General features: G+C 40.0%; 15 protein-coding genes. 11 read left to right on the forward strand and 4 right to left on the reverse strand.

Translation table 11 applies throughout. The features are described from left to right. From L0951_RS04205 to L0951_RS04230, 6 genes are all read left to right on the forward strand, one after another. Positions 1-753, forward strand: a complete 753-nt coding sequence (locus tag L0951_RS04205) for a hypothetical protein (protein ID WP_234109697.1) — start codon at positions 1-3, stop codon at positions 751-753. A 124-nt stretch (positions 754-877) separates the two neighbouring features. After that, positions 878-2311, forward strand: a complete 1434-nt coding sequence (gene miaB / locus L0951_RS04210; RefSeq protein WP_234109699.1) for a tRNA (N6-isopentenyl adenosine(37)-C2)-methylthiotransferase MiaB — start codon at positions 878-880, stop codon at positions 2309-2311. A gap of 71 nt (positions 2312-2382) precedes the next feature. Next, complete coding sequence (locus L0951_RS04215; protein ID WP_234109701.1) at positions 2383-3663, forward strand: sigma-54 interaction domain-containing protein; 1281 nt, start codon at positions 2383-2385, stop codon at positions 3661-3663. A gap of 58 nt (positions 3664-3721) precedes the next feature. After that, the gene (locus tag L0951_RS04220; protein WP_234109703.1) at positions 3722-4219 is read left to right on the forward strand and encodes an LptE family protein; all 498 of its coding nucleotides are present in this window, start codon (positions 3722-3724) and stop codon (positions 4217-4219) included. A gap of 1 nt (position 4220) precedes the next feature. Next, positions 4221-5840, forward strand: a complete 1620-nt coding sequence (locus L0951_RS04225) for a hypothetical protein (protein WP_234109705.1) — start codon at positions 4221-4223, stop codon at positions 5838-5840. Positions 5841-5847: 7 nt separating this feature from the next. Further along, positions 5848-6216, forward strand: a complete 369-nt coding sequence (locus tag L0951_RS04230) for a sulfite exporter TauE/SafE family protein (protein WP_234109707.1) — start codon at positions 5848-5850, stop codon at positions 6214-6216. A gap of 62 nt (positions 6217-6278) precedes the next feature. Here the strand turns inward: L0951_RS04230 and L0951_RS04235 are convergent, their stop codons facing one another. From L0951_RS04235 to L0951_RS04250, 4 genes are all read right to left on the reverse strand, one after another. After that, entirely contained in the window at positions 6279-6926 is a 648-nt protein-coding gene (locus L0951_RS04235; RefSeq protein ID WP_234109709.1) for a DUF4126 domain-containing protein, read from the reverse strand. A 64-nt stretch (positions 6927-6990) separates the two neighbouring features. Continuing rightward, positions 6991-7368, reverse strand: a complete 378-nt coding sequence (rnpA, locus tag L0951_RS04240) for a ribonuclease P protein component (protein WP_234109711.1) — start codon at positions 7366-7368, stop codon at positions 6991-6993. Positions 7369-7376: 8 nt separating this feature from the next. Then, positions 7377-8111 (reverse strand): ThiF family adenylyltransferase, encoded by a 735-nt coding sequence (locus L0951_RS04245; protein WP_234109712.1) that lies wholly within the window; start codon positions 8109-8111, stop codon positions 7377-7379. After that, the gene (locus tag L0951_RS04250; RefSeq protein WP_234109713.1) at positions 8092-8745 is read right to left on the reverse strand and encodes a TatD family hydrolase; all 654 of its coding nucleotides are present in this window, start codon (positions 8743-8745) and stop codon (positions 8092-8094) included. The genes L0951_RS04245 and L0951_RS04250 overlap by 20 nt, the downstream gene beginning before the upstream one ends. A 93-nt stretch (positions 8746-8838) precedes the next feature. On the opposite strand from L0951_RS04250, the gene L0951_RS04255 reads away from it, so the two are divergent. The 5 genes from L0951_RS04255 (at position 8839) to L0951_RS04275 (ending at position 13152) form a co-directional block, all read left to right on the forward strand. Then, the gene (locus tag L0951_RS04255; protein WP_234109714.1) at positions 8839-9465 is read left to right on the forward strand and encodes a TetR family transcriptional regulator; all 627 of its coding nucleotides are present in this window, start codon (positions 8839-8841) and stop codon (positions 9463-9465) included. Positions 9466-9559: 94 nt separating this feature from the next. Then, positions 9560-10492, forward strand: coding sequence for an outer membrane protein assembly factor BamD (locus L0951_RS04260; protein ID WP_234109715.1), 933 nt, complete (start codon positions 9560-9562; stop codon positions 10490-10492). 61 nt (positions 10493-10553) lie between these two features. Beyond that, on the forward strand, positions 10554-10883 hold the full coding sequence (locus L0951_RS04265; RefSeq protein WP_234109717.1) for a DNA-directed RNA polymerase subunit omega: 330 nt from the start codon (positions 10554-10556) through the stop codon (positions 10881-10883). Positions 10884-11003: 120 nt separating this feature from the next. Beyond that, a complete protein-coding gene (gene coaBC, locus L0951_RS04270) occupies positions 11004-12209 on the forward strand; it encodes a bifunctional phosphopantothenoylcysteine decarboxylase/phosphopantothenate--cysteine ligase CoaBC (RefSeq protein WP_234109719.1) in 1206 nt (401 codons plus the stop codon). Positions 12210-12246: 37 nt separating this feature from the next. Then, positions 12247-13152 (forward strand): DUF4835 family protein, encoded by a 906-nt coding sequence (locus tag L0951_RS04275; protein ID WP_234109721.1) that lies wholly within the window; start codon positions 12247-12249, stop codon positions 13150-13152. Positions 13153-13211 lie beyond the last annotated feature (59 nt).

A 13211-nucleotide genomic window follows, 5' to 3' on the forward strand; every position in this document is an offset into this window, starting at 1 on the left:
ATGGACATCATCCGAAATATGAAAGTTAGATTATTCCTCACGGTTGCTTTTATGGTGTTTTTCCATCAGAATTTTTTTTCGCAAGAAACGGTGATTTATGACCAATATCCTTACGGACAAGAAGCATATCCCGGAGGAAAAAAGCAATTGTATAAAGACATTCACCAAGCAATAATTGACAATAAAATTGAGAAATGTGCGAATCCTATTCAAAAATACAGAGTGAAGCTGATTGTGCAGAAAGATGCTTCGGTTTTATTCGTGAAGAATCCCGATTCAGCCTATATTGAAAGTAACAAATGCGCGTATGATCTTTCTAAAAATATTTTGAAGTACCTCGCGAAATGGAAGCCAGCGGAATACAACAGGGAAAAATTAAATGCCATCTATGAATTCGATATAGTTCCGGCAGATTTGTTCGATGAATTTGTTGATGGTTATGTTGGTGTTGGAATCGATCGAAATATCCCGCAATTTCCGGGTGGCCTTGAGGAATTTCGAAATAAGTTTATGAAATTCATTGAGATTCCTGAATCTCAGGGTCGAATGAGCTGTGAAGTGTTTTTCAAAATTAATAAAGAAGGTCAGATTGTTGACTTGATTACCAAATCTTCCCCGTATAACGCAAAGCTGGAGCAAAATATAAAAAATGCGATTGCTAAAATAAAGGATAGATGGATCTTGCCTAAAGATTATGATTCTCGCACCGAGCTGTTTCGTTATCAATTACCGCTTAATTTTGAATTTCATTAATCTGCCAATTTGGCACAAAAAACCGTATCTTTGCACCCTAACTTTTGGTTTGAACCTGTCGAAGGAAGTTTGAAAACATTAACAGGTTTCAACTCGCATCAAACCATCTCAAAATTTAGTCAAAGTGCAAGAAAAATACATAGACGAAACCAAACAGGGCGAAGCGCTCGCAATCGCCGAGAAACCCCAAAATACCAAAAAACTTTTTCTGGAAAGTTATGGTTGCCAAATGAACTTCTCTGATTCAGAGATTGTTGCATCCATTCTGAGCGACATTGGATATAACACCACTACCAATCAGGAAGAGGCAGATTTGATTTTGCTCAATACCTGTTCCGTGCGTGAAAAAGCGGAACAGACCGTGAGAATGCGGCTTTCCCAATTTAAGAATCAAAAGAAAACCAACCCCAATCTTACAGTCGGTGTTCTTGGTTGCATGGCAGAACGGCTGAAAACAAAATTCCTGGAGGAGGAACACCTGGTGGATTTGGTCGTCGGTCCCGATGCGTACCGGGATTTGCCAAATCTTTTGAAGCAGACAGATGACGGAAGAGATGCGATCAATGTAATCCTTTCAAAGGAAGAAACCTATGCAGACATCAATCCAGTGCGTCTTGGCGGAAGCGGAGTGACAGCATTTGTCACTATTACGCGCGGTTGCGACAATATGTGCACCTTCTGCGTGGTTCCATTTACGCGCGGTAGGGAAAGAAGCCGCGATCCGCATTCGATTATCAAGGAATGTAAAGACCTTTGGGACAATGGTTACAAAGAAATCACCCTTCTCGGTCAAAACGTGGATTCCTATCTTTGGTATGGAGGCGGCCCCAAAAAAGATTTTGCGAAGGCATCTGAAATGCAGCAGCTTACCGCGGTGAGATTTGCCAAACTTTTGGAAATGGTTGCCGAAGCTGTTCCGGAAATGAGGATCCGTTTCTCTACCTCAAATCCGCATGATATGACGACCGACGTTTTCGAGGTGATGGCGAAACACGACAACATCTGCAAATACATCCACCTTCCCGTACAAAGCGGAAGCAACAGAATATTGGAGTTGATGAATCGTCAACACACCCGTGAAGATTATTTGGCTCTGATTAAAAAGGCCAAAGAAATTGTTCCGGATATCTCATTTTCGCAAGATATGATTGTGGGATTCTGCACGGAGACTGAGGAAGACCACCAAATGACTTTAAGCTTGATGCGCGAAGTGGAATACGATTACGGCTATATGTTCGCCTACTCCGAAAGACCCGGAACTCCGGCTCATAAGAGAATGGAAGACGATATTCCGGCCGAAGTGAAACAAAGGAGATTAACCGAAGTAATCGCATTACAAGGTGAGCTCTCCCGAAAAAGGATGCAAGGCTATGTAGGAAGAACCCACGAAATCCTGATCGAAGGAACTTCCAAAAAGAATGAAAACCAATGGAAAGGAAGAAATTCCCAAAACGCAGTTTGTGTCTTTGATAAATTGGAAGGACAAAAAGTGGGCGACATTGTGTCTGTATTTGTTCATGGAAATACCCAGGGAACACTTTTGGGGAAAACCATCTAATATCAATATCAACTGGCTCACTTCCATTAAAAACTTCGAACCTCAAATTTCTAGTTTGAAAGAATAGATTTATGACAGAACTACAATCCATAAAAACCCGGTTCGGAATCATCGGAAATTTTCCCGCTCTGAACCGTGCTTTGGAAAAATCCATACAAGTTGCTCCCACCGATATTACCGTTTTGGTAATCGGCGAATCCGGAACCGGGAAAGAGTTTATCCCGAAAATTATTCATGCGGAATCCAGAAGAAAACACCAACCTTACATCGTGGTCAATTGCGGCGCGATACCTGAAGGAACGATAGATTCCGAACTTTTCGGCCACGAAAAAGGAGCCTTTACCGGTGCCACTTCTACCAGAAAAGGGTATTTTGAAGTGGCGGATGGTGGAACCATTTTTTTGGATGAAGTCGGCGAATTGCCGGTTCAGACACAGGTGCGTCTCCTTCGCGTTTTAGAAAGCGGTGAATTTATGAAAGTTGGCTCATCACAGGTTCAGAAAACCAATGTGCGGATTGTGGCCGCCACCAACGTCAATATGTTGAATGCCATCAATGATGGTAGATTTCGGGAAGATTTGTATTACCGGCTCAACACCGTTCAAATTGATATGCCGCCTTTAAGGGAAAGAAAAGGAGACATCCACCTTCTTTTTAGAAAATTCGCAATTGATTTTGCAGAAAAATACAGAATGCCTGAATTGGAATTGACTGAAGATGCAGTGAATTACCTGGAGCAGTACCCGTTCCCGGGAAATGTTCGGCAATTACGAAATTTAGTAGAGCAGATGACCGTGGTGGAACAAAACCGCAGCATCAATTCCGTGAAATTGGCTGAATATATACCGATGCAGGCGAATCTTCCGGCAGTGGTGAATAAAACTTCCGGCATATCGACTAGCGAGTTTCACAATGAAAGAGAAATTATGTACAAGATTCTTTTCGATATGAGGAACGACTTAAATGATTTAAAATCCTTAACTTCGGAATTGATAAAAAACAGAGGGAACAGCGATTTTAGCAATCAGGAAAAGAATCTCATCAACAGAGTTTTCACCCCTGAAAACACCGCTCAGAACCCAAACTCGCTGCTGTATTTTGAGAGCAGTCCATCGAACCAGATCCACCACCCGACTTTTGTCACGGAGAAGGATCAAGACTATGAAGACGTGGAAGAAGTAGAAGTACAAGAAACAAAAAAAGATTCACTTTCCCTCCAAAACAATGAGCGGGAGTTGATCCTAAAAGCTTTGGAAAAACATCGCGGCAGAAGGAACAAAGCTGCAGATGAACTGGGAATTTCCCAGCGAACACTTTACAGAAAGATTAAACAATATAATCTCGAAGATTAAGATGACCCGAATAGCAAAATATAAGTTCCCAAACATCAATTTTCTAAAAATTTGGTGCATGGGTTGTTGTTTTTTTTTATTGGGCTCTTGTTATTCCTTCACCGGTTCGTCTCTGAGTCCTGAAACCAAAACAATTCAGATCAACGACTTTTTGAATAATGCCGCTTTGGTGAACCCAAGTCTGGCACAGCAATTTTCAATCGATATCCAAAACCGTTTTTTGCAGAGAACCACTTTAAAAGGGACAAAAAACAATCCCGATATCCTGATAGAAGGGGAAATAGTAGATTATAATCCTTCTTCTCCGACCACGATTTCCAGTGGAGTCAATGCTCCAGGCGGAATTATTCAGGCGGCACAAAACAAGATGACCATCACCGTGAAAGTACATTATGAAAACAAAATCGAACCCGACAAAAGTTTTGATAGAACCTATTCAGACGAGGCTGTTTTCAGCAGTGATCTAGATATCAATACGATTGAGGCAACGCAGGTCAAGATTGTGAATGAGAGAATTATCAACAAGATTTTTAATGATATTGTAGCCAACTGGTAAAATGGACACAAGAGTTTTAGAGTTAATAAAGAATCCCGAGCAGTTTCAGCCAAAAGATCTTGATCTGCTGAATACGGAAGTGGAAAAATATCCATATCTTCAGAGTCTTCGGGCGCTGCAGTTATATGGAATCCACCGCTTTAATCCCGAAAATTATCACCAGAAACTTTCCGAAACTGCCGCTTACACCACTGATAAGAAAATTCTGTATCGCCTGATTAACAAAACTGAAAAAGAAAAGGCAAATGCCGTTCCTGACATTGAAATGGCTAAGTCGAAATCTTCAGAGGAAAAGAAATCCCCTCAAAGAAAATCTGATTTTCCGATAGCAAGGGAAGCAGAAAGTTTCAGCAAAGAAAAGATGATCGACGGGAAAGCAGTTTCAGAATTGGAAATAGTAAGCGATAAACCTGCGCCACTAAACTTCCAGGAAACCCAGGATATTGTGCCGGAAGCAGAAGTGTCTCCAATTGCAGCATCTCAAGAATCAGGGGTTAATCAATTCTCAAGTTTGGACGATTCGGAAACTTTCAGCAAAGAAATTGAAATTGATGAAAGGGTAATTTCAGTGGAACATGAGATTATCGAGAATCCTGTGCAATTGAGCTTTTCAGGAACAGATGAATTTTTGTCTTCGGTAAAAATACCGGCTGGGAATCCCACTTTGGAACACTTTGAAAAACCCAAATCCACTCCTAATAAGCACGAAATTGAGATGCAGCGATTGATTGCAGAAGTGGAAGCAAAAATGAAATCCGCCCAAAAAGACCGGAAGACTACTGAGCAAAAAGAGGCATCAGAACAGCAAAATTTCGATGTCAATTTTGCGCAAACGGAAGCTTTCGTCATTGGAAAACAAGCTGAAATAGAAAATCAGAAACCGATCCAGCAAGAAGAAAAGCCTTCTGAAAAGCATGGGGAAAATGAATATCATAAAGTTGAAAATTCATCGAAAACGGAAGGATTTCAGCCAGAAATAGACGGAATCAAAGGAAAAGCAACCAAAATCCATCAAAAACCAATTCCCTCAGAAAGCAAAGAATGGAAACCAATGTCGTTTTCGGGCAATACTCCGGATTCATTAATCCCGAAAACAAGAAATGAGGAACCACAAAAACTGGAGACGGTGGAATCAAAAACTGATGATTCTAGTATTGAAATTTCATCGGAAAATAATGAACCACCTGTAATTAACGCTTCTTTTTTTAGCGAAAACGTCTCACCCATTGAGACTGATAAAAATGAAGTTTCAGAGCAAAGCAACATCCCCGTTTTTATCAATACTTGGCAAAATTGGCTGAAAATTGACAGAAATCAATCAAAAACTGAAGAAAAAACTGCAATTTCTATTACAGAAATCAAAAATAAAGTCATTGATCAATTCATAGAAAATGAGCCTAAAATTTCCAAACTGAAAGAAGATTCTAGTTTTGTGGTGAAAGAGAAAAGCGATGATATTTCCCATTTGATGACAGAAACCTTAGCAAAACTTTATATTGAACAAAAGTTGTATTCAAAAGCGGTGAAAGCCTACGAAATTCTCTCTAACAAGTTCCCTGAAAAGAAATCTCATTTTGAAGATAAAATCAAGGAAATCAAGGAACTGCGACAAAGCAAATAAAATGAAAATGGACATGACGATCATTTTGGGAATTATTCTCCTGGGTTTATTAGCCGGATATTTAAGCGGTTTGGTAGGAATCGGTGGCGGAATCATCATGGTTCCGGTTTTGGTTTTGCTCTTCGGATTTACGCAGCACAAAGCGCAGGGAACCACACTTGCTTTGCTGATGATTCCGGTGGGGATTTTCGGGGTGATGAATTACTACAAAACCGGAAACGTCGATATAAAAACCGCGCTTCTTCTTTGTTGCGGCTTCGTCCTTGGATCTTATCTCGGCAGTAAAACGGCCATCACTTTGTCTCAGGAAACATTAAGGAAAGTTTTTGCAATCTTGATGTTTGTGGTGGCGGTGAAGATGTTTTTTCAGAAATGAATTTTGATCTGATAGAAAATCCGTTCCAGGGTGAGATTGGCAAAAATTTCATTCAGGTTATTTCATTCCAAATGTCGTCTTTTCACCTCTTCCACATCAATGGTTTTTGAAGTTTTGACCGATTTGATATTCCGGAATTTCCTCCAGATATTTCTGCCTAAAATTAAAACCACAACAATCAGAATCATCGCACAAATAAAGGCAATAATCGGAGCAGCCATCGCTAAAAAAGTCATGATTCCGGCTCCCGCAGTTTCGGTAGTCGCTACCACGGAATTTCCTAAACCACCTGTTGTAGCAGTAGATGCGGCGCGTGTTCCGGCAAATCCCGTACTGATCGCAGCTGCAGTTCCTCCACCGGCAATTAATGCTAAAGCCCACTGTGGAAATGCACCGATGTCCGCAAACTGACTTGCAAACAATACAGAGCCGGCAATGGTGGCGAGCGGAACAGACATGGTGTCTAAAAGATGATCCACATATGGAATGTAGTAAGCCAATATTTCAACCAGGGTTGCAATTCCGGTCGTGACTAAAGTAGACCAACCAGCCAACCAGTGGAAACTCTCGTTCATTGGAATCCAGCCCATATACGAAGCCAAACTCACGGCAAAGATGGGTAGGAAAACCCGGAAACCGCTTGCCGCAGCTAATCCAACTCCGATAAAAGCACTAAAGAGATATGGCAAGTAAGGAATAGTGTCCAGCATTTTTTTTGTGTTTTTTCAAGATTAAACTCAAGCAAATTTACAAAAACCAGCACTATTTTGAATTTTATTTCTTTGATTCACAAAGATTTAGAAATTCCTGCTCCAGATCGGAAAAATGAGGCGGAATATTTTTTGAAATCCAAAAGAGCATGGATATAGAATTGGCTCCGAATTTTGAGATGAAAATACTTTTGTTCAAACGGTAGGATTCGCGTAAAAGCCGTTTGATTCTGTTTCTGTCCACCGCATTTTTGAAATATTTCTTAGAAACAGAAACCCCCACCTTTTGATTCTTCACCACTAAACCTTCCTGTGGTTTTTTTTCCAGATCCAGTGAAATAATCCGCAGGTTTCCACAGGAGTGCCACTTGCCTTTCGCAAAAAGCAAATCGATTTCGCTCTTTTTTTTGAGCTTTTCTTTTTTTGGATATTTTTGGGTCAAAATAACATCTATTTTTCTTTGGATTTTTGGAGTAAGTAATTCACTGCCTCCGCAGCTGCATAGAGTCCAAAGATGGCAGGAATAAAGCTGATCGTACCGTAGAAAGATTTCTTGAAATTACTGCCGTCTGTCATTTTTAAACTTTCTTCATTTTGGATTTCGTTGGAGAAAACACATCTGAAACCCTTGTTGATTCCTTCTTTTTTCAATCGTTTTCTCACCTGTTTCGCCAGAAAGCAGTTGTGGGTTTTGCTGATGTCGCGCACCATCACTTTAGACGGATCGATTTTTCCACCGGCTCCCATGCAGCTCACGATTTTGATTTTTTTTCTCCTGGCAGCTTTGATTAAAGCGATTTTTGGCGAGACACTATCGATGCAGTCAAGAACATAATTGAATTTTTGCGAATCGAGAATTTCCTCCATATTTTCCGGGTTCAGGAATTCGTCTCGTTTTTGGAGTTCCAGATCTGGATTAATGTCGCGCAAACGTTCGAACATGATTTCGGTTTTCAGTTTCCCAACCGTGGAATGAAGTGCCGGAAGTTGCCGATTGATATTGGACAAATCTACCGAATCTCCATCAACTATGGTCATTTTTCCAATTCCGGCTCTGGCCAAAAATTCTGCCGCAAATGAGCCCACTCCGCCCAAACCAACAACCAAGATATTGGCGTTTTTGAGTTTTTCCAGATTGTTTTCTTTAATCAGCAGTTCGGTTCTTTCAAGCCAGTTTTTCTTCATTTGGGGCAATAATATTTAAAAATCGGAGATTTTTCGTGATTTTCAGGCCAAATTCTTCTAAATCAAGGTTTTTCAGTTCCGCAACTTTTTCGTACAAATCCCGGAGTTCAAAATCAGCCGAATCCGTTTCCAGAAAAATTTTTTCCAATGGGAAATCCTTCACAAAATCCTGCAAATTTACATTATGCAAAACAGATTTTCCAAAACTCAGGAAAAAATCGTGCTGAAGTAAATCATCGCCTATTGTTTTCCGCTTGTTGAAACCATGCACAATCATCGGTACATTTGCTTTTTTCTTAAAATGCATCAGCTGCGAAAATCTCTTCACACAATGAATAATCAATGGTTTACGGACTTCATTGGCAATTTCGATTTGCCTTTCAAAAACGGATTCCTGTAATTTTTCTACTACATGAATTATTCCATCCAGTCCACATTCTCCGATGGCGACGCAGTTTTTCTCTTTTGAAATTTCCTGAAGCCAAAGAAAATGTTCTTCAATATTTTCTGAAATTGAATCGGGATGAATACCTGCGGAAAAAAAATGATTGGGAACCGATTCTCCGAACTTCAGATTGTAGATTCCAAATTTATTTTCAGGGTGATGATGATGAAAGTCGAAAAATTTCATCATCAAAAATAATTAATTCAAAACTGAAAATAATTAAACATTTGTTTTAAAATTTGTTAATTATTTCTTAACTTTATCAAAAAAATAAGAGCAGCGATGAAAAGGAAATTTACAGAAAAGCAAATGCATATCTTGGATGTAGCAGAAAAGCTCATTGCCAAGAAGGGTTTTGACGGGACTTCCGTGCGAGATATTTCCAATCAGGCGAAAATCAACGTTGCCATGATTTCCTATTATTTTGGCTCCAAGGAAAAAATGATGGCGTATCTTTACCGCTACAGGATTCAAAAAACGAGGGAGAGTTTTGCCGAATTCGCGGAGATTATTCGCGATGGAAAGCCGGAAATGCAGATGAAAGAATTGGTGAAATATGTGGTCAGCCAATTGTTTAAGTTCAATTATTTCCACGGTTTTGTGACCCAGGAAATGCGCCATGACGATAGTTTGAAGCAGGACATGATGGAATTTTACACCACCTTTGCCACTAAAATGGAAGAGGTGATTAAAAAGGGAATTTCAAGCGGGGTTTTCACGAACGCGCCAAAGCCGGAGGATCTTTTATCCACCATTATCGGGACTTCTCTGTTTGCCATTAGAAATAAGAATTTCTTCAGCCTATATGTTCCTGGAAAAGACGAAAACTACCTGGAGGAAGCAGAGAAGAAAGTCCTTACAAATCTTTTGGTAACGGTTTTCTCTGTGCTTGGGTTTCAGCCTCATTAATATTTAGTTAAATAATCATAAATAAAGGCGGATTGGCAAAAAAATCATATTTTTGCAAACTGAACCGCAGAGTTTGCTCTGCTTTTAATGATTTATGAAAAAGATACTGTTTGTTATACTGTCTTTCTACCTGTTTTCCAGTTGCCAATCATTGCAAGACAAAGCGATGAAGAGTGCTGATAAAGACTTCATCCTGAAGGTGGCAAATGAAAAATTCGAAAAGAAAAAATGGCGGGACGCGATTGCCCTTTACGAGAGACTTTCTAACCTTGTAGCCGGAACAGATGATGCTCCAAACGTGGTTTACAATTCTGCATATGCCAATTATTACGACAAAAACTACAAATTGGCTGGACACCAGTTCAAGAATTTTTCGGTGACTTTTCCGCAAGACAGCCGGGTGGAAGAAGCAGCCTACATGTCTGCACTGTGCTATTATCAAGGATCCATGGACTATAACCTGGATCAAACCAGTACAAATTCTGCAATCAATGAACTGCAAAACTTTATCAATACTTACCCCAATTCGGAAAGGAGCAAAAACATTAATGAACTGATTGAGGAGCTGAGCTACAAATTAGAGTTTAAAGCTTACGAAAATGCTCGTCAATACTATAAAATGGCAGATTACAGGGCAGCGAGCGTGGCCTTAGAAAATGTATTGGAAGATTTTCCAAGTACGAAATTGAGACCCAAAATCTACGATTTCATGCTGAAATCCAAATACGAACTCGCGGTGAATTCCGTATATGACCTGAAAAAAGACCGTATCGAGAGCGCATTGGCTTTCACGAAACAGGTGGAAAGAGAAGTTCCCAATTCTGAAAACGCAAAAACTGCTGCAGATCTGCAGGCAAAACTCCAAAAAGAAAAAGAGAACTTCCTGGTTTTGGAAAAAAAGGTGGAGGCCAGAAAGCAGGAGCTTCTGGAAAAACAGAAAGAGGCCGAATTGAAACAGCATTACGAGAAAGAAAAGGAAATTGCGGAGAAATTAAAAACCGACAGCCTAAAACTGACTCAGCCCTAACTTTCTTGCCAAAAAAATAAAGTGTATATTTGCACACTCAAAACTTAACAAAGAACTGAAAATGAGCGTAAAAGATTCTAAAGCCGAATTAACGACCATCACTTACGACCGAGACAAGATCGAAGAAAAAGTGGATTCCATCTATGAAGCCATCGTGATCATGGGGAAAAGAGCAGAGCAAATCAATGCAGAGATCCGTTCTGAGCTTCACAATAAATTGGACGAATTTGCGGTTCACAATTCTACTTTGGAAGAGGTTTTTGAAAACAGGGAGCAGATCGAGATTTCAAAACATTACGAAAAACTTCCTAAACCAACTTCAATCGCAATTCAGGAGTGGTTGGATGACGAAATTTATTTCAGAAACACAAGCACTGAATCAGAAAATTAATTATTTATTTTCTTAATTATTAAAAAAGTCTCAGAAATTTTTTCTGGGACTTTTTCGTATCCATGAACTCGGGCATTTCTAAAATTTTGAGTAAATTCGTTTCGCTTAAATAATTACTCCATGACACTTCAGGGAAAAAGAATCATCATTTGCATTTCCGGCGGAATCGCTGCCTACAAAATCAATTTCCTAATCCGGGATTTGGTTAAAAAAGGAGCGGAAGTTCAAGTGCTAATGACGCCTTCCGCAGCAGATTTCATCTCTCAACTGACACTTTCAACGCTTTCGAAAAAACCGGTTTTTTCAGATTTTTATTCCGAAAACGGAACCTGGAACAATCATGTGGAATTGGCACTTTGGGCGGATTTGATGCTCATAGCTCCTTGCACCGCAAATACTTTGGCAAAAATGGTCCACGGACTTTGCGACAATTTGGTGATGGCAACCTATATGTCTGCAAAATGTCCTGTGTTGATCGCACCGGCGATGGATTTAGATATGTATCGGCATCCCACGACCCAACAGAACTTGGAATTGGCAGAAGATTTCGGACACTTCATCATTCCAGCAGAAATGGGCGAACTCGCAAGTGGACTGATCGGGCAGGGAAGAATGGCAGAACCGGAAACGATTCTGAAGCAAATTGAGTACTGCTTTAGTTCAAACCAAAACCGACAGACTCTGAATGGGAAAACCGTTTTAATCACGGCGGGACCGACTTATGAAGCGATTGACCCCGTTCGGTTTATCGGGAATCATTCCTCTGGAAAAATGGGATTTGCATTGGCGGAAGAAGCCGCGAATAGGGGAGCGAAAGTAATTCTAATTTCTGGCCCCACTTCGCAGAAAACCGGGGATCCAAATATTGAAATCCACCAAGTGACCACAGCAAGAGAGATGTTTGATGAGGTGTTTAAGTTCTATGAAATGGCGGATATTGCCATTGCAAGTGCAGCTGTTGCCGATTATGCACCGAAAGTAGTGGCCAAAGAAAAAATCAAAAAAAGTGAGGATTCTTTAACCATCGAATTAATCAAAAATCCGGATATTTTAAAAACAATGGGCGAAAAAAAGACCAAACAATTTTTGGTAGGATTCGCTTTGGAAACCCAGAATGAGGAGGAAAACGCAAAATCAAAGCTGGAAAAGAAAAATTTGGATATGATCGTTTTGAATTCGCTTCGCGATGAAGGAGCGGGTTTTAAGAATGACACCAATAAAATTAAAATTCTTACCAAAAACGAACTTTCAGAATTCCCGTTAAAGTCCAAAAATGAAGTGGCAAAAGATATTTTAAATTTCGTGGAAGCCCAGATTCTGAAATAATATTGCTAAATTTCCGTTCTCAAACTTTATGTCAAAAATGAAGAAAATTCTCACCATATTCATGCTGATTTTCTGCGTGAACGCCAGTTTTTCGCAGGAACTTTTGGCCACCGTGCAAATCAACGCGCAACAAATTGCCGGAAGCAATACCCAGGTGTATAAAACACTCGAAAAAAGTCTGCGCGATTTCATCAACAACACAAGTTGGACCGGAAAGCGACTTCAGAATTTCGAAAAGATCAAATGCAATTTTGCAATTGTGATCAATGAAAGAAGCGGGAACAGTGGTTTCAAGGGAAGCATAGTGGTGCAGGCGGTTCGTCCGGTTTTCGGCTCTACTTATGAAAGTCCCTTAATCAATATCAATGACACCAATTTTTCCTTTGAATACACTGAAAATGAAAATCTGGTTTTTAATGAAAGACAATTTTCCGGGAAGAACTTGATTGATGTCATTAGCTTTTATGTGTACACCATTTTGGGTTATGACGGCGACAGTTTTAAAGTTCGTGGCGGACAGGAATATTTTGAAAAAGCACTGAAAATCTCCAACAATTCCCAAAACCAAAATTTTGCCGGTTGGTCTGTGATGGAAGGAACCAGAACACGAGGCGCATTGATCGATAACCTCATGAAACCTGAACAGTCAACATTGCGAAACCTCTATTACACCTATCACCGAGCTGGATTGGATAACCTAGCAAAGCAAGATCAGTCATCCGCAAAGCGAATTATTTTCGATGCCTTGATGCAGCTGAAAACCTATGAAAACAGCTTCCAGATGAACTACCCGATCAATCTTTTCATTGATACCAAAAAACAGGAAATCTTCGATATTTTCAATAACGGAAATAATGCCGGGGTGAACATGTCTGATCTGAAGGCATTGTTCGTGACCTTTGCCCCTAAAGATATCGACAGTAAATGGAATAAATGGAAATAGCGGCTGTTTTGTAGGGAGGTCTTGTGACTTACCCGGAACAGAAAGTCTTTTTTTATGAT

Source organism: Chryseobacterium sp. R2A-55, assembly GCF_021401085.1.
GTDB lineage: Bacteria > Bacteroidota > Bacteroidia > Flavobacteriales > Weeksellaceae > Kaistella.

Bases quoted from the DNA above. Each gene is read 5' to 3' on its own strand.
- L0951_RS04205 (WP_234109697.1), top strand. From the start codon at position 1: ATGGACATCATCCGAAATATGAAAGTTAGATTATTCCTCACGGTTGCT.
- L0951_RS04215 (WP_234109701.1), top strand. From the start codon at position 2,383: ATGACAGAACTACAATCCATAAAAACCCGGTTCGGAATCATCGGAAAT.
- L0951_RS04220 (WP_234109703.1), top strand. From the start codon at position 3,722: ATGGGTTGTTGTTTTTTTTTATTGGGCTCTTGTTATTCCTTCACCGGT.
- L0951_RS04225 (WP_234109705.1), top strand. From the start codon at position 4,221: ATGGACACAAGAGTTTTAGAGTTAATAAAGAATCCCGAGCAGTTTCAG.
- L0951_RS04230 (WP_234109707.1), top strand. From the start codon at position 5,848: ATGGACATGACGATCATTTTGGGAATTATTCTCCTGGGTTTATTAGCC.
- L0951_RS04235 (WP_234109709.1), bottom strand. From the start codon at position 6,926: ATGCTGGACACTATTCCTTACTTGCCATATCTCTTTAGTGCTTTTATC.
- L0951_RS04245 (WP_234109712.1), bottom strand. From the start codon at position 8,111: ATGAAGAAAAACTGGCTTGAAAGAACCGAACTGCTGATTAAAGAAAAC.
- L0951_RS04250 (WP_234109713.1), bottom strand. From the start codon at position 8,745: ATGATGAAATTTTTCGACTTTCATCATCATCACCCTGAAAATAAATTT.
- L0951_RS04255 (WP_234109714.1), top strand. From the start codon at position 8,839: ATGAAAAGGAAATTTACAGAAAAGCAAATGCATATCTTGGATGTAGCA.
- L0951_RS04260 (WP_234109715.1), top strand. From the start codon at position 9,560: ATGAAAAAGATACTGTTTGTTATACTGTCTTTCTACCTGTTTTCCAGT.
- L0951_RS04265 (WP_234109717.1), top strand. From the start codon at position 10,554: ATGAGCGTAAAAGATTCTAAAGCCGAATTAACGACCATCACTTACGAC.
- coaBC (WP_234109719.1), top strand. From the start codon at position 11,004: ATGACACTTCAGGGAAAAAGAATCATCATTTGCATTTCCGGCGGAATC.
- L0951_RS04275 (WP_234109721.1), top strand. From the start codon at position 12,247: ATGAAGAAAATTCTCACCATATTCATGCTGATTTTCTGCGTGAACGCC.